Origin of the sequence: Solidesulfovibrio carbinolicus (assembly GCF_004135975.1) — a bacterium.
Lineage (GTDB): Bacteria > Desulfobacterota > Desulfovibrionia > Desulfovibrionales > Desulfovibrionaceae > Solidesulfovibrio > Solidesulfovibrio carbinolicus.
The window spans coordinates 1,083,921-1,109,494 of sequence record NZ_CP026538.1 but is presented as its reverse complement, the minus strand read 5'-3'; the positions used below and the strand labels follow the sequence as shown (position 1 = coordinate 1,109,494).

Sequence of the window (25,574 nt, the reverse complement as noted above, 5' to 3'; positions counted from 1 at the left end):
CCCTTCGAGTCCTGTCCACGCGACTGAGGATCAACACCCTTTGATCATGCACAAGAGATCAGCAGCACCGGCGTACAAGGGCTTTTGGAAGGCTATGCCGAATTCGTCTCCCTTCACCCAGCGCACGGTGGCTCGGTGAAAAACGCCCAGCGGACCCACCGGCTGCAGTTTGGCATTAAACAGCAGCCGCTCCTTTTGCTCGACCGGGAAGTCCTCTTCGCCGGTCAGGCGCAGCCGGGCTCCCAGGACGCTCAGGTCGAGAATCTGGACTTGGGCGGCGCATGTCGGCTTTTGCACAGAACCCCGGTGCAGGGCATGTTCCTGACTGAGTTGGATGCGTCTGGCGGCCCGGCGTTCGCCGCAGGTCCGGCAACGCCAATAGCACGGCGTCGGCGGACCGTGGTCGACGAGTTCGTGCCAGGCCGTGGTTCCGCATTGTGGACATTTCTTCAGTTCAACTAGGGGCATGTTCAGCTCGGCGGTTTGCAGCACCGGCGCGGGCTGATTGACCAGCCCAACGCTGCAGAGGGACACGAAGCAAAGAAAGCAAGACGCGTGCCACTTCCACGACGCCGGCGCTGCTCTGGCTGCGGGAGGAGCGAGGAGCGGGCATGGCGTTCCTGGTATTGAGGCGGCAGGCAGAGGCCGACCTTCTGCACAATTCCCTGGTAACGCCAAGGCGGGAGAGGGGTCGATGGGATTGATCCCGCAGGGCATGGGGGAAAACCCCGAGGGAACTGTCGGCAGTGCATCAAGCCGGACTCCCTCACCCCTGTGGCCAGGCGTCCGTGGGGTTCGGCCGTCGCCCAGGTCGGGGCGGCACTGCGAGGCCTCCCGCGGCAGCAGACCCCTTGCCCAAGCCCCCCCGGGCTGGTATCCGGTGGGCACGGTCGTCCTTCCCGGGCCAGCCCGAAGGACTGCCGCCGACAGATGGCGCGTCTTTGCAACCACGGTCGGTTTGTTGGAGACGTGACCATCCCGGTCGCCCCGTTCGCCAGCCTGCGGCCACGCCGCGTCCAACTTCTATGCCATGGGAATATGCGCTCCTGGCCGCTGCTTGCGGGGCGGCGGGGGCGGCTGTGCTGCTGCCGCGCTTGCGGCGCGGCGACGCGTCTTGGCTTCGGACCAAGGCCGCGTCCCGCCCGCCCGTTACGCCCTTTTTCGCCGCCAAGGCCGGCCCTACCGACCCGTTGGCTCCGGCCGGCCTGTCCGAGGCCACGACCGCGCACATGCTGGAACGCCTGGCCTTCGGTCTGGAGCGGCTTTTCGCTGAACCCACGCCCCTGCCTCCCGGCTGCGCCGGCATGTTCGCCAGGCCGCGCCCCAGCCCTCCGGCCGTCGCCGCCGCCGCCAAGCGCCTGGGCGGGCTGGCCGCCGGCAGCGGTTTGCTGGCCCGCCTGGGCGACCCGGCCACGCCTCTTGGCGTGGTGGCCTCGCTGGTCTCGGCCGATCCGATCCTGGCCGGCCAGGTGCTCACCATCGCCAACAGCCCGCTATTTGGCCTGCGCGGCCAACTGGCCGACGTGGAAAAAGCCGTGGCCGTCATCGGCCTGGCCAACTTGAAGGCGCTGGTATTTTCCGAGCTTCTGGAACAGGGCGGCAGCCAAGCCGGGCTGTCCCGGGCAGCGAGGCAGGGGCTTGTGACCCACATGGCCCGCACGGCCGTGCTGGCCCGGCGCATCGCCCCGGCCCTGCCCGGCCTTGATCCGGCCATGGCCTACACTGCCGGGCTGCTCCACGACGTGGGCAAGCTGGCTCTGCCGGCCGGGGCGGCCGAGCGACGCAGCCGGCCGCCCCAGGAAGAGGTCGCGTGTTGGGGCGACCACCACGGCGCGGCCGGCTGGGCCGTGTGCCAACGCTTCGAGCTGCCGGCCGCCGTGGGGCAGGCCGTGCGCCTGCACCACGGGCCGGGCTGGGTCGAACTGGAAGACGGGGGGGCCGGGCTGGCCGAAGCCCGATTGGCCGTGGCCGTGGCCCTGGCCGAAGGGTTGGCCCTGGCCCTGGAGGAGGACGACGCGGCGGGCATCGTGCCGCTGCGGCATTCCTACCGGTTTCTCATCCGCGACGCCGTCCTGGCCGACGCCCTGGCCGATCCGGGACTGACCGCCGAAATGGGCCGGGCCATGGCCCTGGTGCGGCTGGCCTGCGGCGAGGCGGCTTAGGGCCGCGTCTCTCCGCGAAACAACGTTCTTGGGGGACTGGCAGCGAGGCGGCGTGCGCCAGCGATGCAGCGCCCGGCCGCACCGACGCCCGGTCCCGGCCGACCTTGGGAACGGTCGGCTCGCCTCGCGGCGCGCCTACTCCAGGCAGGGCAGGCTCACGAAAAAGGTCGTGCCCTCGCCTTCCTGGCTGCGAAAGCCCACCGTGCCGCCAAGGTAGCTTTCGGCAAAGAGCTTGGCCCCGTAGGTGCCCAGGCCCCGGCCGCGCCCCTTGGTGGAAAAGGCCCGGCGAAAAATCTGAGGTCTTGCTTCCTCGGGCACGAGAGCTGAATTGCGCACCCAAAAACGCACCCGGCCGTCCTGCCGGTCGCAGCCCACGGACACGCCCCCGCCGGCCGGCGTGGCCTCCAGGGCGTTTTTTTGGAAATTGACCAGGATGCGGGTGAGCAGTTTGCGGTCGGAGGCAAAAAAGACGTCCTCGCTTTCCGGCGCGACGGCCAACGCCTTGCCCTTGCAGGAGCTGTCCCGGCGCATGAGCGCCGTGATGTCGGATAACAGCGACAGCGACCCCATTTTGTTGACGGCCACTTCGTAGTCGCCGCGCTCGGCAAAGGACAGGTCGCGCTGGGCCTGGATGAGGTCATTTACCCGCTCCACGGCAAAAAGCAGCAGATCGAGTTCGGCGTTTCGCGTGCCCTCTTCCTCTTCGCGCATGAGTTCGCACACGCCCTGCATGCCGGACACGAGGTTGAGGATATCGTGGTAGAAGATGCGCTCCATGAGGTCGAGGCGCTTTTCCGCCCGGATGTCGGCCAGAAGGGCCACATGGAAGGTCTCCTGGCCGTGGCGCATGGACCAGATCCAGATGCGGAAATCCAGGGTTTCCAGATGCTCCACGCCCTGGCGGCTGATGGAGCAGTCGCCGCTGACGGCATTTTTGCCGGCCAGGGAGGCGGCCAGGGACCGGGCCGCGCCGCAGGAACGGCACAGCTCCGTCGTGCCACACACGCCGTTGTCGATTTTGGTCCCAAAGCAGGACAAGGCCTCGCCCAGGCGCAGCCCCACGACCTCGCAAGCGTCGCGACCCTCGGCCGACAAATCGCCAAAGGCCTTGTTGGCGTAGACGATCTGGCGGTGGGCGTTAAAGACCGCCACGCCCTGGGGAAGATGGTCGAGAATGCCCGGGGCCGGGCTTTCGGCGAAAAGCCTGGCCTGCCGGTCTACGGCCTGCTCGGACGACCGCTCGTCGGAAAATAGTGGGAGAAGCCGCGCGCTCATACAACAACCTCCGAACGGCGACAGCCGCCATACCGTGCATAACGCAGGCGGCCGGGGCCGTCCAGAGGCGGCCAAAGGCCGCGTCACCGGCCTTTGGCGCCTCAAGCCGCGACCGGCTCGGTCAGGGACGCCCCCGCCAGGCGCGACAATCGCGCCCCGCTGACCTCGGGCAGGGCGCGCAGTTCGGCCAACAGCCGCTCCAGCCGGCCGTCGTCGGCCACGGCCACCACCAGCCGTCCCTGACCGGCCGGGCCGGGCAGGCAGGAAAGCCCCAGCAGCTCGTGGGAGCGCCGGGCCAGACAGGCGGCCACATGGCGCAGCGCGCCAAGGGCGTCCCGGGTGGCCAGTTCCAGTTCGGCCCGGGGAGACTCGCAAGCGTGTGTTTCACGAATGGGCGTGGTCATGGCGTTTCTCCAGGATCATTTCATGGTTGGCGGCGCCGGGCGGCACCATGGGATAGACGTGGGCGTCGGGATCGACCGGGATGCGGGCCAGGGCCGGTCCCGGTGCGGCCAGGACGGCGGCCAGGGCGGCCCGGACGTCGCGGCAGGGTTCGAGATCAATGGCGGCGATGCCAAAGGCGGCGGCCAGGGCCACGAAATCGGGCCTGGCGGCAAAGGTCGAGGCGGTGTAGCGGCCGCCCACGAACAGCGCCTGCTGCTGGCGCACGAGCCCAAGCACGCCGTTGTCCATGAGCAGAATTTTGACCGGCAGCCCCAACTCGGCCAGGGTGGCCAGCTCCTGGACGTTCATGAGCAAGCCGCCGTCGCCGACCACGCAGGCCACCGGCCGGGTCGGATCGGCCAGGGCCGCGCCAATGGCCGCCGGCAAGCCGAAGCCCATGGTGCCCAGGCCGCCGGAGGTGAGGAATTTTCCCGGGCTGTGGCAGGGCCAGACCTGGGCGGCGCGCATCTGGCTTTGGCCGACGTCGGTGGCCACCACGGCCTCGGGGCCCAGGATCGCAGCGGCGGCGGCCAGCACGCCATAAGGGCTTTTGGAGTCGTCCAGCCCCGGCAGGGCAAAGGGATGGGCCAGCCCCAGGCTTGCCCGAATGGCCGCCCAGGCCGGGCGGGAGCGGGCCGGGACCAGGGGCATGAGCGCGTTCAGGGTACGGACCGCGTCGCCGGCCAGGGGGACGTGGGCCGCGCGGTTCTTGTCGTGCTCGGACGGGTCGATGTCGATGTGGACGACCGAGGCCCCGGGGCAAAAGCGCTTGGGGTCGCCGGTGGCCCGGTCGTCGAAGCGCGCGCCGATGGCCACGAGCATGTCGCAGCGGGTGAGCAGATGGTTGGCCGCCGGCGCGCCGTGCATCCCGATCATGCCGGCCAGGCGGGAATGGCCCGGGGGGAGCAGGCCCAGACCCATGAGCGTGGTGACCACCGGGGCGTCGAGCAGCTCGGCCAGAACGGCGATTTCCGCGCCGGCTCCCCGCGCCCCGCCGCCGCAGTAGAGGACCGGACGCTCGCAACGAGCCAGAAGGGAGGCGGCGAAGGCCAGATCGGCCGGACCGGGCAAACCCGGGACCTCGGTCCAGCCGGAACCGGCACGCGGCGACGGCCAGCCAGTGAAATCGAATTCCTCGGTCTGGACGTCCCGGGGCACGTCCACCACCACCGGCCCGGGCCGGCCGGAAACGGCGATGGCAAAAGCCTCTTCCATGATCCGGGGCAGATCGGCCGCCCGGCGCACCAGCACGTTGTGTTTGGCGATGGGGATGGTCAGGCCGTAGACATCGACTTCCTGAAAGGCGTCGGTGCCCAGAAGCGCCCGGGGCACCTGGCCGGCGAGGCACACCAGGGGCACGGAATCGGCCTTGGCGTCGGCGATGGCGGTAAGCAGGTTCATGACGCCTGGGCCGGAGGTGGCCAGGCAGACTTGCGCCTGCCCCGTGACCCGGGCCATGCCCTGGGCGATGAATCCGGCCCCCTGCTCGTGGCGGGCCAGGACGATGCGGGTCGGGGTTTGGCCGATGGCGTCGAAAAGGGGCAGGTTGGCCCCGCCGGGAATGCCGGCCACGGCTTTGATGCCATGGCGCACAAGGCTGTCGGCGATGAGGCGCGCTCCCGTCATCCGTGTCATGTCTGGCTCCGTTAAGCCCCGAGACGCACGACGGAAAGCTCCCAATAAAAAGCCCCCGCCGGCGCGCCGGCGGGGGCTTGGTTTTCACGAAAAAAAGTGAGTATCCCCGCTTAAGGCGCCGTAACGACGACGCCTACTACGACCGCGCAAGCCGACATATGCGGGAAAGCTAGCGGGAAGCGGTTGGCGGTCATGGCAGGGAATCCTCCGAGTTGTTGAAAACTGTTTAGCGCGGCCCGCGGGTGACGTCAAGCGGGACGGGAGAGGGGCTAGGCCGGACAAAACGGGACGGGGCCTTCGTCCTCATAAGGCCCCGTCCCGAAAACGGCTAGTTGCCGAAAACCAGGAACGTCAGCAGGAAGGTCTCCCAGTAGCCAACCGTCAGGGCCAACTGGGTCTGTTCGGGCAGTTTGGTGGCGCTGGTGCCGAACGCATTGCCGAAGTTGAAGTTTTCCACCGCAGTGGTGGAGGCCTGCCAGCTCGTGGCCACATTGGCGGCGGTGCCGGCCATGGCCGGAGCGGCGGACAGGGCGAACACGCACGCGACGGCAAACAACAGGGCAGCAATTCTCTTTTTCATACGCTCCTCCTCGTAGTTTGACAGACGACTGCGAAAACAAAACAGCTTGGCACACACTAGCACCCAGGCAATGAAAATCAAGAGAAACGTTTATCTTTACCAGCTCTACACCCACGACTATCCACGCATGGCAACAATAACTCGTCGTCATCCCGAACCATTGAGAAATATCATTACAAATGGAATAAATATTATAATAAACCATTTCTGCGCCATCCTTTCCGACGCAAGACCAACGCCTGTCGTAGCCGTCGCCGGACCAATGGCGGCCAGAACTTCGGGACAGCCCGGGAGCCAGGGCCATTTCCCGCCGCGTCGCGGTCTTGTCTGCAGGGGGCTTCTCGCCTACCGTGGCCCGGCCGTCACGAAACGACCGCAACGGCCTTCCGGAGACGCCCATGCAACATCACGGCATCGTCATCGCCCACGCCGCCGCAAGCGACCCTGGCCTGGCCGGCTTTGGCCTGGACTGCCCCCGCCACCGGGCCGTCGTCGACCGCTCGCGCGGCTTGCGCCTCGTCGGCTGGGCCGCGCCTGCTCCCGAGGCCGACGCCCCGCGCCTCGTTCTCCGCGCCGACAACGGCCAAGCGCCTCTGGAACTGCGGCACGCCCGACCCGACGTGGCCCGACGGCTGGCCAAGGAGGGCCGCGCCCTGCCGCCTTGCCGGGGCTTCGACGCCGTGGTCCCGGATTTTGCCGAGGCGAGCCTCGTGGCCTGCTCCCCAAGCCGGGAGACCGTCCTGGCCCGGCTTTCCGTGGTTCCCATGGACGCCGTGTCCGACGCCGCCCATGACCATGTCTACCTCCACCAGGATGTCCCCATGGCCGAGGCCCTGTCCCATGCCAACTTCTGGGACCATGTGGTTTCCCTGGGCAACCGTCCGGGCCTGCGGGTGCTCGAAGTGGGCAGTCGGGCCGTCACGGCCGAGGGCCGGGGGCCGCGCGGCCGGGAGCGGTTCGATACGGCCACCTACGTCGGCTTCGACTATTACCCCGGCAAAAACGTGGATGTGGTGGGCGACGCTCACCGACTCTCCGCCTATTTTGACGAGCCCTTTGACCTCATCGTCTCCTTTGCCGTGCTGGAACACCTGGCCATGCCCTGGGTCGCAGCCGTGGAAATGGCCAAATGCCTCAAACTGGGAGGACATCTGGCCCTGGAGACCCACTTCTCCTTTTCTTCTCACGAGCGGCCCTGGCATTTTTTCCAGTACAGCGACATGGCGCTACGGGCGCTGTTCTCCCCGGCCCTGGGCTTCGAGTGCCTGGAGGCGGGCCTGTCCAATCCTATCGTGGGCCGCTTTTCCTCCCTGGCCGATCCCTATCTGCGCGGCCGCCCCGTCACCGGGCTTTACTGCCACAGCGAAATCCTGTGCCGCAAAACCCGCGACGTGCCGGACTTCGACTGGTCCCGACTCGCCCCGGCCGATCTGGTCGGCTCCCTGCGCTATCCCGAACCCGGCCCCAAGGGCTGAGCCGGCGTCCGACCGCCACCCCGGCGGTCGCACGGCGATGCTCCCGCGCCCTGGGCACGCGTTTCCCCAATCAGTCTTGAATTATCGGAAAGCTCGATAGGAGCGTCTTCTTGGCGCTTTTCTTGCGAGGCATACGCCAGGGCCGGCAGAGCGGGAAAAAATTTCCCCCCGGCCGGCGTTGGCCGGGAAAGCTGTTTCATCCCTCGCAAGGAGTCCCAAGCCGTGAGCGTAGCCCCCATATCCTCCTATTCGGCCGAAGCCATCGCCGCCCTGACGACGACGGCGCTTCGCTCCCTTGCCGCCACGGATTTCGCCGATCTCCTGGAAACCCAGGTCGAGGCGCTCAGCACCGTCCAGATGGCCTCCCTGACCACGGGCCAGGCCAAGGCGCTGACCATCGACCAGCTCGTCTACTTCAGCGCAGCCCAGTTCTCCGCCCTGACCAAGACCCAGATCGCCGTGTTCGCGGAGGACGAAATTGCCGCCCTGTCCCCCACCCAGCTGGCCGGACTCACCGCCTCCGACATTCGCGAGCTGACCACCACCCAGATCGCCTCGTTGACCACCACCCAGCTGGCCGCCCTGTCCACCACCCAGCTGTCTGCCCTGAGCGCCACCCAGATGGCCGCGCTTTCCGCCACCCAGATCAACGCACTGAGCGTCGATCAGCTGGGCGCCCTGACCGCCACCCAGGTCAAGGCCATTTCCGCCACAGCCGTGGGCAGCCTGGATGAAACCCACCTCGACGCTCTGACCGCCACCCAGGTCAAGGGCCTGACCGCCACCCAGATCAGCAGCCTGACCGAGGAACAGGTCGCCGGCCTTGAAACCGTCCAGATCGCCGCCCTGTCCAACCTCTGCGTGGCCGCTTTCACCGCCACCCAGGCGGCTTCGTTCTCCGCGGACCAGCTGGCCGCCTTCAATTCTACCCAGGTCAAGGCCCTCTCGACCGCCACGGTCGCGGCCATGAGCCCCGACCAGCTGGCCAGCCTGAGCGCCACCCAGGTCGCCGCCCTGACCACCGCCCAGATCGCCGCCATTGACGGCGACATGACCGCCGCCCTGACTGCCACCCAGATCGGGGCCATGACCGGAACCCAGATTTCCTCGCTGAGCACCACGGCCATCGCCGCCCTGAACCAGGGCCAGCTGGCCTGCCTCACCACCACCCAGATTACGGCCCTTCGCGCCACCTGGCTCAGCGCCCTGTCCGGCACCCAGGCCGCCAGCCTGTCCGAAACCCAGCTCGCCGCCATGACCGCCACCCAGATCAAGGGACTCTCGGCCACGGACATGGCCGAACTCACCACCACCAGCCTGGCTGCCCTGACCACCACCCAGATGGCCGCCATGACCGCCACCCAGATCAAGGGACTCACCGAAGAACAGCTGGCCAGCCTCACCACCACCCAACTGGCCGCCCTCAACGCCACCGGCGCGGCCGCCCTGTCCGCCGGCCAGGTGGCCGCGCTGTCATCCGAACAATTCGCCGCCCTGTCCGCCACCGCCGTGGCCAAGCTCACTACGACGGTCATCGCCAGCCTGGCCGTCACCCAACTGGCCGCCCTCGACGCCACCCGGATTTCCGCCCTCACCGCCACCCAGGTCAAAAACCTCTCGGCCGACCAGGTCGGTTCGTTGTCCACAAGCCAGGTGAAGGCCCTGACCGCCACCCAGATGGCCGGCCTCACGGCCACGGCCGCGGCCGGGCTGACCACCGAGGAATTGGCTGCCCTGTCCACCACCCAGGTGCGGGCTCTGTCCGCCGCCGCCGTGAGCCAGCTCTCCGGCGAGCAGATGGCCGCCTTGTCAGCCGTCCAGCTGGCCGCCCTGACCGCCACCCAGATCAAGGCGCTCACGGCCACGGACATGGCCGAACTGACCACCACCGAGCTGGCCAGCCTCTCCAGCACCCAGCTGGCCTCGCTGACCGCCACCGCCCTGGCCGGGCTTTCCGAAACGCAGCTGGCCGCCCTGACCACCACCCAGGTCAAGGGACTGACCGCCGCCGCCCTGGCCGGCCTCACCGAGACCCAGTTCGCCTCCCTGGCCGCCACTCAGGTCGCGGCGCTCACCACCACCCAAATCAAAGGGCTTTCCATCACGGCCATCACCGGCCTCACCGAGACCCAGTTCGCCGCCCTGGCCACCACCCAGATCGCGGCCATGACCGCCGCCCAGGCCGGTGCCGTCACCGAGAGCCAGCTCGCGGCCATGACCACCGCCCAACTGGCCAGCCTCACCGCCACGCAAATCGCCGGGCTGTCCATGACCGCCGTCGATGCCCTGACCATCACGCAGATCGCCGCCCTGACCACCACCCAGATCAAGGCGCTCACGGCCACGGCCATAAGCCGCTTGACCTCCACCCAGATGGACGCCCTGACCGCCACCCAGATCGCCGTGCTGACCGCCACGCAGCTCAAGGGTCTGACCAGCGCCGACGCCGCCGAACTGTCCGCCGCCACCCTGGCCGCCCTGTCCGCCACCCAGGTCGGCGCGCTCACCGCCACCGCCGCCAAGGGTCTGGACGCCAGCCAGCTCCAAAGCCTTACCGCCACGCAGATCCGGTCCTTAAGCAGCGCCGCCGTGGCCGCCCTGGACGAAACCCAGCTGGCCGCCCTGGACGCGACCTTCCTCGGCTCCCTGTCCACCACCGCCGTGGCCGGACTGACCACCACCCAGATCGCCAACCTGACCACCACCCAGCTTTCCGGTTTGGGGACCGCCCAGATTTCCGCCCTGACCCTGCTTCAGGTCAACGCCCTGTCCGCCGACCAGCTCGGCAGCCTCACCATCACCCAGCTGGCCCGCTTCTCGGCCCTGCAAATGGTGGTCATCACCACCGACGCCGCCGCCGGCCTGACCAGCCAACAACTGGCCAGCCTCACCACCACCCAGATGCGCGGCTTGTCCGCCACGGCCCTCTCGGCGCTGAGCGCCGAGCAAATGGCCGCGTTTTCCGCCACCCAGCTGGCCGCCCTGTCCTCGGGCCAACTGGCCGGCCTGAGCGAGACCGACGTCGCCGAGCTGACCGCCACCCAGATCGCCGGCCTGACCGCCACCCAGCTCTCCGGCCTGACCACCACCGCCCTTGGCGGCTTGAGCGAAACCCAGCTGGCCGGGTTTTCCGCCAGCCAGGCCAAGGGACTGACCGCCACCCAGGCCGCCGCCCTGTCCACCACGCAGCTTTCCGCCATGACCGCCGCCCAGGTCGCCGCCTTAAGCGCCGCCGCCCTGGCCGCCCTGACCGCCACGAGCCTGGCCGCGCTGTCCGAAACCCAGCTGGCCGCCCTGACCCCGACCCAAATCGCGTCGCTCACCACCACCTCCCTGGCCGGGCTGTCCTCGACCCAGATCGCCGGCCTGACCACCACCCAGCTTTCGGGCCTGACCGCCGCCCAGCTGGCCGGCCTCGACCCCGCCACGGCCGCCGGCCTGACTCCGGCCCAGCTCGCCGCCCTGAGCACCGCCCAGCTGCGCCGGTTGTCCTCCACCGCCCTGTCGGCCCTGTCCGCCGAACAGATGGCCGCCCTGTCCGACACCCAGCTGGCCAGCCTGGCCGCCACGCAAATCGCCGGCCTGACCACCACCGACATGGCCGAACTGACCGCCAGCGACCTGGCCGCCATGACCACCTCGCAACTGGCCGCCCTGAGCCACGATGCCATCGGCAGCCTGACCGCCGAGCAGTTGACCGCCCTGTCCGCCGCCCAGCTCAAGAGCCTGACCAAGACGTCCGGTTCGGGCCTCGACGGCACCCAGACCGCCGTCATGACCCCGGCCCAGATCGCCGGCCTGTCCGTCTCGGCCGTGGCCGGACTCACGGAAACCGCCGTGCGGGCCTTGAGTGTGACCCAGCTGGCCGCCCTGTCCGCCGCTCAGGTCGCGGCCCTGTCCACCACGGCCCTGACCGCCCTGGACGCCACCCAGGTGGCCGCCCTGTCCGCGACCCAGATCAAGGGCCTCACCACCACCCAGCTGGCGTCCATGAGCTCCACCACGGCCGCCGCCCTGACCGCCACCCAGGTGGCCGCCCTGACCACCACCCAGTTGCGCGCCCTGCCGGCCGCCGACGTGAGCGCCCTGTCCGCCGCCCAGATGGCCGCCCTGTCCCGGACCCAGCTGGCCAGCCTGACGGCCGCCCAGATCGCCGGCCTTGGCGCCGACGACATGGCCGAACTGGGCGCGACCCAACTGGCCGCCCTGACCGCCGCCCAGTTCGCGGCCCTGACCGCCACGGCCCTGGCCGGCATGACCGCCGAGCAGATCGGCGTGCTCACCACCACCCAGGTCAAGGGGCTGTCCGCAACCGTGGTCGGCGCCATGAACCAGTCCCAACTGGCCGCCCTCACCACCACGCAACTGGCCGCCATGACCACCACGGCCCTGGCCGGCCTGACCTCCACCGGCCTTGGCCAACTCAGCGCCACCCAGCTTTCCGCCTTGTCCGCCAGCCAGATCACGGCCCTGACCGCCACGGCCGTGGCCGGCCTGACCACCAGCCAGTTCGCGGCCATGAGCGCCGCCCAGCTGGCGGCCATGACCGCCACCCAGGTCGCCGGGCTGACCACCGGGCAGATGGCCGCCCTGACCGCCACCCAGCTGGCCGGACTGACCCCCGCCGCCCTGGCCGGACTTGACGGCGTGCAGATCGGGTCCATGACCACCAGCCAGCTGGCCGGACTGTCCACCAGCCAGATCGCCGCCCTCTCCGCCACGGCCGTGGCCGGACTGACCACCACCCAGGTGGCGGCTCTGGCACCGAGCCAGATCGCGGCCCTGACCGCCACGGAACTTTCGGCTTTAAGCGACAGCCAGATCGCGGCCATGACCACCACCCAGATGGGCAGCCTCACCACCACCCAGTTGCGGGGGCTGTCGGCCACCCAGATCAGCGACTTCAGCGCCGACCAGCTGGCCGCCCTGTCCGCCACCCAGTTGGCCGCCCTGACCGCCACCGGCGTCGGCAACCTGACCTCCACCCAGCTGGCCGCCATGCCGGAAAGCCAGATCGCGGCCTTGACCGCCACCCAGATCGCGGCCCTGTCGGCCACGGCCCTGGCCGGCCTGTCCGCCACCGCCCTGGCCGCCCTGTCCAACACCCAACTCGCGGCCCTGACCGCCACCCAGATCGGCGCGCTCACCACCACCCAGCTCGGCGCGCTCACCACCACCCAGTGGGGACGGCTGACCGCCACCCAACTGCGCGGCATCACCGAAACCCAGGCCGCCGCCCTGACTCCCGGACAGCTGGCCGGCCTGACCCCGACCCAGGTCGCGGCCATGACCGGCACGGCGGTGGCGGCGCTGTCCACCACCAGCCTGGCCAGCCTGACAGCCAATCAGATTGCCGCCCTGGACACCGCCGACATGGCCGCCCTGACCGGCAGCCAGATCGCGGCGCTGAGCCTCACCCAGCTGGCCGCCCTCGGCACGACCCAGATCGCGGCCCTGTCCGTCACGGCCGTGGCCGCCCTGACCACCACGGAGCTGGCTGCCCTGGCCGCCACCCAGTCCGCCGCCCTGACCTCCACCCAGATCGGCGCGCTGACCGAAACCCAGACCGCGGCCCTGTCCACCAGCCAGTTGGCCGCCCTGACCGCCACCCAGCTCAGCGGCATGAGCGACACCCAGGTCGCCTCGCTCAGCTTCACCCAACTGGCCGCCATGTCCGCCAGCCAGTTGGCCGCCCTGACCGTGGCCGGCATTGACGGCTTCACGCCGACCAAGATCGCGGCCCTGTCCGCCAGCCAGCTGGCCGCCCTGACCGCAGACCAGATCGCCGGCCTTGACGCCGAGCAGGTCGCCGCCCTGACCACCGCCCAGCTGGCGGCGCTGACCACCACCCAGCTGCGGGCCATCAGCGCCACGGGCATGGCCGCCCTGACCGCCACCCAGCTCGGCTCGCTTACCGCCACCCAGATTTCCAGCCTGGCCACCAGCCAGATCCAGGCGCTCACCTCCACCGAGATCGCCCAGCTTTCCACCACCCAGCTGGCCGCCCTGGGCACGGCCCAGATGGCCAGCCTGTCCACCAGCGCCGTGGCCGGCCTGACCGAGTCCCAGCTGGCCGCCCTGACCACCCGTCAGATGACCGCGCTCACCGCCACCCAGTTCGCGGCCCTGACCGCCAGCCAGCTTTCCTCCCTGACCACGACCCAGATGGGGCTTTTGACGGTCACGGAAATCGCCGGATTGACCGAAACCCAGGTCGCGGCCCTGTCCACCAGCCAGATTGCCGCCCTGTCGGGCACCCAGACCGCCGCGCTGTCCACCGACGCCGTGTCCGGGCTGACCGCCGGCCAGCTGGCCGCCCTGACCACCACCCAGCTGCGCCAGCTCACCGCCGTCCAGATCGGCGCGCTGTCCGAAACACAGATGAGCGGACTGGTCGTAAGCCAGATCGCCGCCCTGACCCAGACCCAGATCCGGGGCATTTCGGCCAACGCCTTCGAAGCCATGACCGCGACCCAGATCGCCGCCCTGGCCGATACCCAGCTGACGGCCCTGAGCACCACCCAGCTTGGCAAGCTCACCGCCACCTTCATGGCCGCCCTCAACGCCACCCAGCTCGGCAGCCTGACCGTGACCCAGATGGCCGGGCTTGGGACCACCGCCCTGGCAAGCTTAAGCGAGACCCAGCTCGACGCCCTGAGCACCCGGCAACTGGCCGCCCTGACCCCCACCCAGATGGCCGGGCTGACCACCACCCAGATCAGTAGCCTCGACGCCACCCAGCTCGGCGCGCTGACCGCCACGGAAATCGGCGGCCTGACCTCCAGCCAGGTCGCGGCCCTGTCCGCCACCCAGATGGCCGCCCTGACCACCACCCAGGCCAAGGCCCTGTCCGCCACGGCCGTGGCCGGGCTGACGCCAACCCAGTTCGCGGCCCTGTCCACCAGCCAGTTCGCCGCCCTGACCGCCACGCAAATGGCCGGGCTGAGCGCCACCCAACTGGCCGCCCTGCCCACCAGCCGCGTCCAGGCGCTTGCCGCCACCCAGCTGGCCGCCCTGACCGCCAGCCAGATCGGCAGCCTGGCCGCCACCCAGCTGGCCGCCCTGTCCGCCGCCCAGACCGCCGCCCTGACCACGACGCAAGTGGCCGGGCTGACCTCCACCCAGCTGGCCGCCATGGGCGAAACCCAGCTGGCCGCCCTGACCACCACCCAAATCGCCAAGCTTTCGACCACGGCCGTCCCGGGCCTGACCGCCACCGCCCTGGCCGCCCTGTCCACCAAGCAGATGGCCGCCCTGGCCGCCACCCAGATGGCCGCCCTGACCACAACGCAAATGGCCGGACTCACCACCAGCCAGTTGCGCAACCTGACCGCTGCCCAGGTGGCCGGCCTGACCGCCACGGGCGTGGGCGCGCTGTCCACCACCCAGATCGGGGCGCTTCGCACCACCCAGATCGCCGCCCTGGCCGACGCCGGCGTGGCCGGCCTGACCGCCGCCCAGATTGAAAGCCTCTCCGGCGAGCAGCTGGCGGCGCTGTCCGCCGGCCAGATGGACGCCCTGTCCACCACCGCCCTGGCCGGCCTGTCCACCACGACCCTGGCCGCCCTGACAACCGCCCAGATCGCCAGCCTTTCGGCCACGGGCATGGCCGCCCTGACCACGACCCAAATCGCCAGCCTGGGCACAAGCCAGATCGCTGCCCTGTCCAAGACCGAACTCGGCGGCATGACCTCGCGCCAGGCCGCCGCCCTGACCGCCGCCCAGATCGCCGGGCTCACCGCCGCCCAGGTGGCCCAGCTGTCCACCTCGGCCGTGTCCGGCCTGACCGCGAGCCAGGTCGCCGGCCTGACCCTGACCCAGCTGGCGGCCATGACCGCCACCCAGATCGCTGCGCTGACGCCCACGGCCGTGGCCGGGCTGACCACCACCGAACTGGCCGCCCTGACCACCACCCAGTTCAGCAGCCTCTCGGCCACCGGCGTCTCGGGACTGACCGCCGCCCAGATCGGAAGCCTCACCACCGATCAGGTGAAGCTGCTGTCGACCACGACCTTAAGCGGACTGACCGCCGCCCAGACCGCCGCCCTGACCACAACCCAGTTCGCCGCGTTGAGCGCGCACCAGATCAGCGCCCTGTCCACCCTGGGCGTGGCCGGCCTCACCCCGACCCAGCTCGACGGCATGACCGAAACCCAATTCGCCGGCCTGACCTCCAGCCAGATCGGGGCGCTGACTCCCACGGCCATCGCCTCGCTGTCCGCGGACCAGATCGCCGATCTGACCGTGACCCAAATCGACGGACTGGAGCGGATGCAGCTGCGGGCCCTGGGCAGCGAGCAGGTGAAGGCCCTGTCCACCAGCCAGCTGGCGTCGCTTAGCGCCACCCAGATGGGCAACCTGGCCGGCACGCAGCTGACCAGCCTGACCGCCGCCCAGCTGGCGTCGCTCTCCTCGACCCAGGTCGGGGCGCTCACCGCCACCCAGCTCGGAACCATGGACGCCACCCAGATCGGTGCGCTTTCGGCCAACCAGCTGGCGGGTCTGACCACCACCACGGTGTCCAGGCTGTCCGCCACCACCATCGCCCAGTTGACGACCACCGAACTGGAAGCCTTAAACGCCACCCAAATCGATGCGTTTACAACGACCCAGCTGGCCGGTATGACATCGGAACAGCTGGCCGCCATACAAAGCGCCCTGGCCTAAGGCAGCAGGGCAGGCCTTGACGCCGAGGCATTTTTCCAGGCGGCGGCCGTGACAGGCAATGGACGCAATTTCACCCCGGAAAACGGCTGTGCTCCGTAACCCGGGGCGCGAAAGCGCGTCCACGCCGCAAACATGCAAGGATTGACCACCCGCCATGCTCAAAGACGTGCTGTCTCCGGCCCTGATCCAGTCCATGGTGGCGGGACTTTCCGTCCCGGACCTCATCCGCACCACGGAAACCTTCAAGCAAAGCGGCCAGCTCGCCTCGGTGGAGGCGGCCTACGCCGCCTGGGTCGCCAGCCATCCTCAGGACCCGCTGCTCTACGCTGTTTTATTCAACTATTCCGTGGCGCTCACCGACAGCGGCAAGATCGTCGAAGCCCAGCAGGCCCTGGAACAGGCCATTGGCTTAAGCCCCGACTTCATGCCGGCCTACATCAACCTCGGCCGGGTGCTGGAACGCCAGGGCAAGATCGGGCTGGCCATCGTCCAATGGTCGGCGGCGTTAGCCCGCATGGCCGCGGTCAACCCCTCGGCCGTGTCCCACAAAGTCACGACCCTTAACCAGAGCGCCCGGGCCCTGGAAGCCGTCAGCCAGGACGATCCGGCCGAGACCATGCTGCGCGAAAGCCTGGAACTCGACCGTAACCAGTCCGAGGTGGTGCAGCATCTGGTGGCCCTGCGCCAGCGCCAGTGCAAATGGCCTATCCTTGAGCCGGGCGAGCGCTTCGACGCCGGGGTGCTGGTGCGCGGCATGTCGCCGCTGTCGGCCGGGGCCTTCACCGACGACCCGCTGTGGCAACTGGCCCTGGCCGCCCACTACAACCAGATCGACGTGGGTTCGCCGGCCGGAACCATGACGGCCTGGCCCGGAGCGGTCCGGGAGGGCGAGGGCCCGCTGCGGGTGGGCTACCTGTCCTCGGACCTGCGCGAGCACGCCGTGGGCTACCTCATGACCGAGGTGCCGGGGCTTCATGACCGCTCCCGGGTCGAAGTCTTCAGCTACTACTGCGGCGTGGACTCCCCCGACGCCATGCATGCCCATTTCCAGGCCGCAAGCGACCATTTCCGGGTCATCAGCCACCTGGACGACGCGGCGGCGGCCAAGCTCATGGCCGACGACGGCCTCCAGATCCTTGTCGATTTAAATGGCTACACCCGCGACGCGCGTTTAAAGCTCGTGGCCTTGCGCCCGGCCCCGGTCATCGTCAACTGGCTGGGCTATCCCGGCACCATGGGCAGCCCCTACCACCACTACCTCATCGCCGACGACTGGATCGTGCCGCCCGGGCATGAGGGCTATTTCTCGGAAAAGGTGCTGCGCCTGCCCTGCTACCAACCAAGCAACCGCTTTCGGACCGTGGCCGACCACAAGCCCAGCCGGGCCGAGGCCGGGCTGCCCGAGGAGGCCATGGTCTTTTGCTGCTTCAACGGCGCGCACAAGATCCACCGGGCCACCTTCGACCGCTGGCTGGAAATCCTGGCCCGCGTGCCGGAGAGCGTTTTGTGGCTGCTTGGCGGCGAGGAGGGCGTGAGCACGCGTCTTTCCGACTACGCTGCGGCCAAGGGCGTCGCCCGGGAGCGGCTGGTTTTCGCCAAAAAGACCGCCAACGCCGCCCATCTGGCCCGCTATCCCCTGGCCGACCTGTTTCTGGACACCACGCCTTACGGCGCGCACACCACCGCCTCCGACGCCCTGTGGTCGGGGGTGCCGGTCCTGACCGTCAGCGGCCGGTCTTTTGCCTCGCGGGTGTGCGGCAGTCTGGTGCGCGCGGCCGGGTTGCCGGAACTGGTGTGCGAAACCACCCAGGACTATGTCGAACGGGCCGTGGCCTACGGCAACGACCGGGCAAGCCTTGCCCCGTTGCGGGAGCGGCTGGCCGCCGGCAAGGATTCCTGCGTGCTTTTCGACATGCCGGGCTTGGTGCGCGGCCTGGAAGACCTTTACGAAGCCATGTGGCGCGACCATGAAGCCGGTAGTCTGCCCCGCCCGGACCTGGCCAACCTCGACGTCTATCTGGAAGTGGGCAGCGCTTTTGACCACGAAGGGACCGAGGTCCAGAACATCGCCGACTACGAGGGCTGGTGGGCCGCCCGACTGGCCGCCCGAAACGCCCTGCGCCCCATCCCCCGCGACCGGCGGCTGTGCCGGGACGAGACGACATACTGGTAGTTCTCCCACCATGCGAAACAGGCGGATTTTGGCGCGAGCAAGGCCTCGCGCCAAAATCCGCCTGTTTCGCATGGTGAGTTGGGGGCCGACGCCCGCCATCCGGCCGACCGTCTCCCATGTTGGGGGTCCGGGGGGCTAAGCCCCCCGGCCGCCGGAGGCCTCTTCTCCTCCTATATCAGCAACATACTCTCCAAACTACCCCATCGCCTCTTCCACCGTCAGTCCCAAAGCCTCGGCCACGCCCTGGCCGTAGGCCGGGTCGGCCTTGGCGCAGTTGCGGATGTGGCGCAGCTTGATGTCCTTGGGCGCGTCGCCCATGGCCCGGCCGGTGTTGCCAAACAGCGCCTGCTGCTGCTCCGGGCTCATGAGGCGGAAGAGCTTGCCGGGCTGGGTGTAGTAATCGTCGTCGTCCTCGCGGAAGTTCCAGTGGTCGGCCGCGCCGTTAATGGCCAGGGGCGGCTCGCGGAAGTCGGGCTGTTCCTGCCACTGGCCGTAGCTGTTGGGCTCGTAGGCCAGGGTGCTGCCGTGGTTGCCGTCCACGCGCATGGCCCCGTCGCGGTGGTAGCTCGACACCGGGCAGCGGGCGGCGTTGACCGGGATGAGGTGGTGGTTGACGCCCAGGCGGTAACGCTGGGCATCGCCGTAGGAGAAAAGCCGCCCCTGGAGCATCTTGTCGGGCGAGAACCCGATGCCGGGCACGACGTTGGCCGGATTAAAGGCCGCCTGTTCCACGTCGGCGAAGTAGTTTTCCGGGTTGCGGTTGAGTTCCAGCACGCCCACTTCAAGCAGCGGATAGTCGCCGTGATACCAGACCTTGGTCAGATCAAAGGGATGGTAGGGGCAGGTTTCGGCGTCCTTTTCCGGCATGATCTGCACGAACATGGTCCAGCGCGGGAAGTCCCCGGCCTCGATGCTGTCGTAGAGGTCGCGCTGGTGGCTTTCGCGGCACTTGCCGACCAGGGCTTCGGCCTCGGCGTCGGTGAGGTTTTTGATGCCCTGCTGGGTCCTGAAGTGGAACTTCACCCAGAAGCGCTCGTTTTGGGGGCTTATGAAGCTGAAGGTGTGGCTGCCGAAGCCGTGCATGTGGCGGTAGCTGGCCGGGATGCCCCGGTCGCTCATGACCACCGTCACCTGATGCAGGGCTTCGGGCAGGGAGGACCAGAAGTCCCAGTTGTTCTTGGCGCTGCGCAGGTTGGTGCGCGGGTCGCGTTTGACGGCGTGGTTGAGATCCGGGAATTTGAGCGGATCGCGCAGGAAAAAGACCGGCGTGTTGTTGCCGACGAGGTCCCAGTTGCCCTGCTCGGTGTAAAACTTGATGGCGAATCCCCGGATGTCGCGTTCGGCGTCGGCCGCGCCGCGTTCGCCGGCCACCGTGGAGAAGCGCACGAACAGCTCGGTTTTCTTGCCGATTTCCGAAAAGATCCTGGCCTTGGTATAGCGGGTGATGTCGTGGGTGACGGTAAAGTGGCCAAAGGCCCCCGAGCCCTTGGCGTGCATGCGCCGCTCGGGAATCACCTCGCGGTCGAAGTGGGCGAGCTTTTCCAGGAACCAGACGTCTTGCAGCAGTTGCGGCCCGCGCGGCCCGGCGGTCAGGACGTTCTGGTTGTCGACGACCGGGGCTCCGGCGTTGGTGGTCAGTTTCTTGGTCATGGGAATGGCCTCCTTTTGGCTGACAACGGCGGGAGAACGTTTGCGTGTTGGCCCCTCCGCTGGCGACCAACTTTATGGAAAATGATTTTCCATAAAAGACTGCCTGCGTCAAGGGGAGGAATCGATTTCTTCAGACAGCCCGGCGGGTCTTTGGGATCTGCCGCCTGGCGAAACCGCAACCTCTGGCCGCAGCGGGCAAAAATCCGAAAAAAGGCGCAAAACGACACGCAACAAAACGGTCTGAGGACGGACACCCGAAAAAACGGGGAGAGACTTTCTTTATAGAGGATATTGCGCGCTCGCGTCCAGGTGTATTTCTCTTTTTTTGGGGGGACGATATCCAAAACCATGGCGACCCGAGGGGGTTCCAGCCGTCCACCAGACGCGCAAAAGCAAACCTTATCCGTCCCATTGCAGGCATCCGTGCCCTCCTTCCGACAACAAATAATGACGGTTACATACATCGTTGAACATCGTCGCCAAGGAGGCCAGCCCCTTGGTCCGGTGGCGGCCCGGCTGTTTTTGGCGTATCATGGCGGCCAAACCTCTGGAGGCCGCCATGTTCCGCACCATCCGTCCGCTGTGCCTGACCCTCCTCGTCCTGGCAGCCGCCTTGCCGGCCCGGGCCGAGGACATCGACTGCGTCACCACCGAATGGAAGCTCCTTGGGGCCAACCACAAGGTCTGCGTCAGCGCCTTTAACGACCCCGACGTGCCCTGCGTCACCTGCTACATGAGCCAGGCCCGCACCGGCGGCGTGTCCGGGGCGGTGGGGCTGGCCGAGGACCCCTCGGAATTCTCCCTGGACTGCCAGCAGACCTGCCCGGTGACGTTGCCCGAGAAGTTCCCCAAGAAAAAGAAGGTGTTCTCCGAAGGCACCTCGGTGCTGTTCAAGGACACCGAAGTGACGCGCCTTTATGACGACAAGCGCAAGGCCCTGGTCTATCTGGCCGTGAGCCGCCGCATCGTCTCGGGATCGCCGAAAAATTCCATCTCCACCGTCGTTCCCCGCTAGCCGCCCCGGTCCATGCCGCCTTACGATCCTTTGGCCGTGGGCGTGGTCATCGTCGGCGACGACGGGACCGTGGCCGAGGCCGACGCCGAGGCCAGACGGCTGCTCGGTCTCGACCTTTCGGGCGCGGTGGCCCCGCGCTGGACCCAGCTCGGCCTGTCGGAATCGGTCCACGAGCCGCCGGCCGGCCGGGGAACGCTGGTCTCCCGCAATGCCCCGAACGAGGGCCTGCGCTGGTTCGTGCTGTCGCGCCGCCCTCTGCGCCTGGCCGGAGAACCGGTCTACGTCTTCTCCCTGGCCGACGTGACGCCGCTGGTGGCCGACCTCGACAAGTACCGGGGATTTTTCACCAACGCCGTGGAAGGCATCTTCCAGTCCACCCCCGGCGGCCGTTTCCTCGACGTCAACCCGGCCCTGGCCGCCATCCTTGGCTACGACGGCCCGGCCGACATGATCACCACCCTGTCCGATCTGCGGGCCGAACTCTACGTCGATCCGGCCGACCGCGACCGGCTCCTGGAGCATCTCTCCCGGGACGGCCGGGTCACGGGGCTGGAAACGCGTTTTTACCGCAAGGACCGCTCCGTCAAATGGATATCCCAGGCAGCCCGGCTCGTATGCGACGAGGCCGGCGAAGCCCGCTACATCGAAGGCCTCAACATCGACATCACGGCCCGCAAACGGGCCGAGGAAGCCTATAACGACATCCTGGAGCGCTACCGTTCCATCGTCACCGGCAGCATCGACGGCGTCATCCTCTGCGACGCCTCCGGGGCCATCGTCACGGCCAACCCGGAATCCGAACGCATCTTCGGCCGCAAACAGGCCGAACTGGCCGGGGCCGGCATCGCCGGGCTCATTGCCGACGACGGCGGCCGGCGCGAGGCCGCCCTGGCCGCCCTGGCCGAGGCCGGGCGGTTTCGCGGCGAGTTGACAGGTCTTGGGCCCAACGGCCAGACCGTGCCCCTGGAAGTCTCGGCCAGCGGTTTTCCCCACAAGGACGGCCCCCACCACAGCGTCTGGATCGTGCGCGACGTGGCCGACCGCAAGCAGGCCGAGGGCGTGCTGCGCGAAAGCGAGGAGAAATTTCGCCGCACCTTTGACCAGTCGCCCATCGGGGCCTCCATCCTGTCGCTGGACTACCGGTTCCTTCGCGTCAACGACGCCCTGTGCCGCATCACCGGCTACGCCGCCTCGGAACTGCAGGGCAAATCCATGCTGGCCGTCACCCATCCCGACGACGTGGCCGAGACCGTGCGTTTCGCCGAACGGCTCATGGCCGGGGAGTTCGACCGCTACGAGATCGACAAGCGCTACGTGCGCCTGGACGGCGAGATCGTCTGGGTCCATCTGTCGGTGCGGCTGATTCGCGACGTGGCCGGACGGCCGCTCTACCTCATGCCCATGGTCCAGGACGTCACCGAGCGGGTGCGGGCCGAGGGGGAGATGCGCGAACTCTTGGCCGAAAAAGAGAGCCTTCGCCTCAACCTCGAAGCCATCTTCCGGGCCATTCCCGACGCCATCGTGGTGGTGGACACCCGGATGCGGGTCATAAAAACCAACCGGGCGCTCACCGACGTCTGTTTTGTCGGCGACATCAAGACCGGCCCGGGCGGGCAGCAGGTGGTGGCCGGGGCCTGCCGGCGCGGCTGTTTCGCCGCCCTGCGCGAGACGCTCGCCACCCAAAAGCCTGTCGTGGAATACCGGGTGGAGTGCCTGGGCCAAAATCCGGGCCGGGTGGTGGTCATCAATTCCATGCCCCTGACCGGCGAGGCCGGGGCCTTTGTCGGCGCGGTGCTCATCATCCGCGACATCACCCGCCTGGCCGACCTGGAGCGGCGGCTGACCGACCTGCACAGCCACCGGGGCATCATCGGCAAGTCCAAGCCCATGCGCGACATCTACCCCATGCTCGACCAGCTCGGCGAGGTGGACACCACGGTGCTGGTCACCGGCGAATCCGGCACGGGCAAGGAGCTGGTGGCCGAGGCCGTCCACTACGGCGGCCCCAGGGCAAAAAAGCCCTTCATCCGGGTCAACTGCTCGGCCCTGTCCGACGAACTTCTCGGCAGCGAACTGTTCGGGCATGTGCGCGGGGCCTTTACCGGGGCCATCCGGGACAAGGTCGGCCGCTTCGAGGCGGCCCAGGGTGGCACCATCCTGCTCGACGAAATCGGCGACGTGTCGCCGCGTCTGCAGCTGGGGCTTCTGCGGGTGCTGGAGACCAAGGAATTCGAGCGGGTGGGCGAGGCCAAGACGCGCAAGGCCGACGTCCGGGTCATCGCCGCCACCAACGTGGACCTGCCCGAGCGCATCCGGGCCGGGCTGTTTCGGGCCGATCTGTATTACCGCCTCAAGGTGGTGCAGGTGCATCTGCCGCCCTTGCGGGACCGGGCCGAGGACATTCCGCTCCTCTCGGAACACTTCCTGCGCCACTTCGCGGCCAACTTCGGCAAGACCATCACCCGGCTTTCCGAGGAGGTCATGGGCATCCTCATGGACTATGCCTGGCCGGGCAACGTGCGCGAACTCAAGTACGCCATGGAGCACGCCTGCGTGGTTTGCCCGGAGGGCGAGATCATGGCCGTCCATCTGCCGCGCGAGCTGCTTGCGCCCGGGCCGCCGGCAGCCGTAGAGTCCCTCGGCCGGCCCTGGCGGGGAGGGCTCACCCGCCAGGCCATCGACGGGGCCCTGCGCCAGGCGGCGGGCAATCGCGCCCAGGCGGCGCGACTGCTCGGCGTGGACCGACGCACGCTCTACCGGAACATGGCCCGGCTGGGCGTCGGCTGAACCGGGGCCGGCAATGTGTGGCATATGTCACACATTGCGCCACACGTGTGGCGCACATGCCACATGTGCGCGCCACACATCGCTGCATCCCTTTCCACCTTTTCTCATATAAAAAACAAACAAAATAGGTACATAAGGCATGTTCTTCGTTTCCGAACTATTGGCACACTCTTTGCCTATAATGGCGCAAACGTCTTTGGCGCGAAAGCGCCTGACAGGGTCTGTCGGCCAAGGCAGGACGGAAACGCCTTACTCCGTCCTTGGCGCACTTCACGGCCTAACCGGCCAAACGCGGGACGCACTGATCTGCGGACGAGCTTCCCGCAAGGAGCGTGGGCATGAGCGGCCACAAAGCGATTTACAAGTCTCTGTATTTCTGGGTCATCATGGGCATCGTCGTCGGCATCGTCCTGGGCCTCGTTCCGGCCACCAAGGGATTCGCCGAGTCCATGCAACCGTTTGGCACGGCCTTTATCCGAATGGTCAAGATGATCATCGCGCCCATCATCTTCTGCACCGTCGTCACCGGCATTGCCAAGATGGGCGACATGGGGAAAGTCGGCCGCGTGGGCATCAAATGCATGCTCTATTTCTGGAGCATGACCCTTTTCGCCCTGGCCATCGGCCTGGTCGTGGTCAACCTCTACAAGCCCGGGGCCGGCATGGACGACTATGCCGCCAAGATGCAGGCCAACCAGAAGGAAATCGCCAAGGTCGAGGACTTCGCCGGCAAGGCCAAGAAGATGTCCACCGTGGACTTCCTCATGAACATCGTGCCCACCTCCGTGGTGGACGCCTTTGCCAAGGGCGAGATCCTGCAGGTGCTGTTCTTCTCCATTCTCTTCGGCGTCGGCTTGGCCAACATCGGCGACAAGGCCAAGAACATCGTCAAGATCATTGATGAATTCGGGAGGGGCCTGTTCAAGGTCGTTCACTACATCATGTATTTCGCGCCACTTGGCGCGTTCGGAGCCATGGCCTACGTGGTCTCCTCCCAGGGCCACGAGGCGCTTTTAAAGCTCCTCTACCTCATGCTCGGCGTCTACACGACCTGCATCATCTTCATCTTCGTGGTCCTGGCCCTGGTCTGCAAAATGGCCGGCTTCTCGCTGTGGCGCTACCTGTGCTACATCAAGGAAGAAATCCTGCTTGTGCTCGGCACCTCCTCCTCCGAGGCGGCCCTGCCCCGCATGATGGCCAAGCTCGAAAACGCCGGCGCGGACAAGTCCGTGGTCGGCCTGTGCCTGCCCATGGGCTACTCGTTCAACCTCGACGGCACCTGCATCTACCTGACCATGGCCGCCGTGTTCCTGGCCCAGGCCACCAACACGCCCCTGGACCTCAGCCACCAGCTCTACCTGCTCTTCGTCCTGCTTTTGACTTCCAAGGGCGCGGCGGCCGTCACCGGCGGCGGCTTCATCACCTTGGCCGCCACCCTGCAGACCGTGGGCACCATCCCCGTGGCCTCGCTGACCCTGCTTCTGGGCGTTGATCGCTTCATGTCCGAAGCCCGGGCCATCACCAACTTGATCGGCAACGGCATCGCCACCCTGGTCGTGGCCAAGTGGGAAGGCGCGCTCAACGAAGCCAAGCTCCAGGCCGTGCTGTCCGGCAACGACGACGAATACGCCGACGACCCCGAGGACATGCTCATCCTCGAAGAATCGGCCGAGTCCCTCCCCTCTTCCAACTCCAAATAGCCAACACTCGA

Annotated in this window: 13 protein-coding genes; 7 read left to right on the top strand and 6 right to left on the bottom strand. The window is 67.9% G+C overall.

Translation table 11 applies throughout. The features are described 5' to 3' along the window. Nucleotides 1-30 precede the first annotated feature (30 nt). Entirely contained in the window at nucleotides 31-468 is a 438-nt protein-coding gene (locus C3Y92_RS21085; protein ID WP_165352063.1) for a PilZ domain-containing protein, read from the bottom strand. A gap of 611 nt (nucleotides 469-1,079) precedes the next feature. Between C3Y92_RS21085 and C3Y92_RS04870 the strand changes: the two genes are divergently transcribed. Next, on the top strand, nucleotides 1,080-2,162 hold the full coding sequence (locus tag C3Y92_RS04870) for an HDOD domain-containing protein (RefSeq protein WP_235669618.1): 1,083 nt from the start codon (nucleotides 1,080-1,082) through the stop codon (nucleotides 2,160-2,162). Between the two features lie 135 nt (nucleotides 2,163-2,297). Here C3Y92_RS04870 and C3Y92_RS04865 read toward each other — a convergent pair whose 3' ends face one another. From C3Y92_RS04865 to C3Y92_RS04850, 4 genes are all read right to left on the bottom strand, one after another. Continuing rightward, complete coding sequence (locus C3Y92_RS04865; RefSeq protein WP_129350020.1) at nucleotides 2,298-3,437, bottom strand: PAS domain-containing sensor histidine kinase; 1,140 nt, start codon at nucleotides 3,435-3,437, stop codon at nucleotides 2,298-2,300. A gap of 101 nt (nucleotides 3,438-3,538) precedes the next feature. Continuing rightward, nucleotides 3,539-3,841 carry an ACT domain-containing protein gene (locus C3Y92_RS04860; protein ID WP_129350018.1) on the bottom strand — a complete coding sequence of 101 codons (303 nt, stop codon included), beginning with the start codon at nucleotides 3,839-3,841 and terminating at the stop codon, nucleotides 3,539-3,541. Continuing rightward, entirely contained in the window at nucleotides 3,822-5,516 is a 1,695-nt protein-coding gene (gene ilvB / locus C3Y92_RS04855; protein WP_129350015.1) for a biosynthetic-type acetolactate synthase large subunit, read from the bottom strand. Before ilvB ends, C3Y92_RS04860 begins: the two co-directional genes overlap by 20 nt. 328 nt (nucleotides 5,517-5,844) lie before the next feature. Beyond that, nucleotides 5,845-6,096 carry a hypothetical protein gene (locus C3Y92_RS04850; RefSeq protein ID WP_129350011.1) on the bottom strand — a complete coding sequence of 84 codons (252 nt, stop codon included), beginning with the start codon at nucleotides 6,094-6,096 and terminating at the stop codon, nucleotides 5,845-5,847. Between the two features lie 398 nt (nucleotides 6,097-6,494). Here C3Y92_RS04850 and C3Y92_RS04845 point away from each other — a divergent pair, with 398 nt between their 5' ends. The 3 genes from C3Y92_RS04845 (at nucleotide 6,495) to C3Y92_RS04835 (ending at nucleotide 18,411) form a co-directional block, all read left to right on the top strand. Further along, entirely contained in the window at nucleotides 6,495-7,571 is a 1,077-nt protein-coding gene (locus tag C3Y92_RS04845; RefSeq protein ID WP_207214025.1) for a class I SAM-dependent methyltransferase, read from the top strand. A gap of 222 nt (nucleotides 7,572-7,793) precedes the next feature. Then, nucleotides 7,794-16,238, top strand: coding sequence for a beta strand repeat-containing protein (locus C3Y92_RS21660; RefSeq protein WP_129350008.1), 8,445 nt, complete (start codon nucleotides 7,794-7,796; stop codon nucleotides 16,236-16,238). Nucleotides 16,239-16,392: 154 nt separating this feature from the next. After that, nucleotides 16,393-18,411: an O-linked N-acetylglucosamine transferase, SPINDLY family protein gene (locus tag C3Y92_RS04835; protein ID WP_129350006.1), complete on the top strand. Its 2,019-nt coding sequence runs from the start codon at nucleotides 16,393-16,395 to the stop codon at nucleotides 18,409-18,411. A 195-nt stretch (nucleotides 18,412-18,606) separates the two neighbouring features. Here the strand turns inward: C3Y92_RS04835 and C3Y92_RS04830 are convergent, their stop codons facing one another. Then, nucleotides 18,607-20,061, bottom strand: a complete 1,455-nt coding sequence (locus tag C3Y92_RS04830; RefSeq protein ID WP_129350003.1) for a catalase — start codon at nucleotides 20,059-20,061, stop codon at nucleotides 18,607-18,609. 559 nt (nucleotides 20,062-20,620) lie between these two features. Here C3Y92_RS04830 and C3Y92_RS04825 point away from each other — a divergent pair. The 3 genes from C3Y92_RS04825 (at nucleotide 20,621) to dctA (ending at nucleotide 25,563) form a co-directional block, all read left to right on the top strand. Next, a complete protein-coding gene (locus C3Y92_RS04825; protein WP_129349999.1) occupies nucleotides 20,621-21,076 on the top strand; it encodes a CreA family protein in 456 nt (151 codons plus the stop codon). Between the two features lie 12 nt (nucleotides 21,077-21,088). Continuing rightward, the gene (locus C3Y92_RS04820) at nucleotides 21,089-23,863 is read left to right on the top strand and encodes a PAS domain S-box protein (RefSeq protein WP_129349996.1); all 2,775 of its coding nucleotides are present in this window, start codon (nucleotides 21,089-21,091) and stop codon (nucleotides 23,861-23,863) included. Between the two features lie 338 nt (nucleotides 23,864-24,201). Beyond that, nucleotides 24,202-25,563, top strand: a complete 1,362-nt coding sequence (gene dctA, locus C3Y92_RS04815; RefSeq protein WP_129349993.1) for a C4-dicarboxylate transporter DctA — start codon at nucleotides 24,202-24,204, stop codon at nucleotides 25,561-25,563. Nucleotides 25,564-25,574 lie beyond the last annotated feature (11 nt).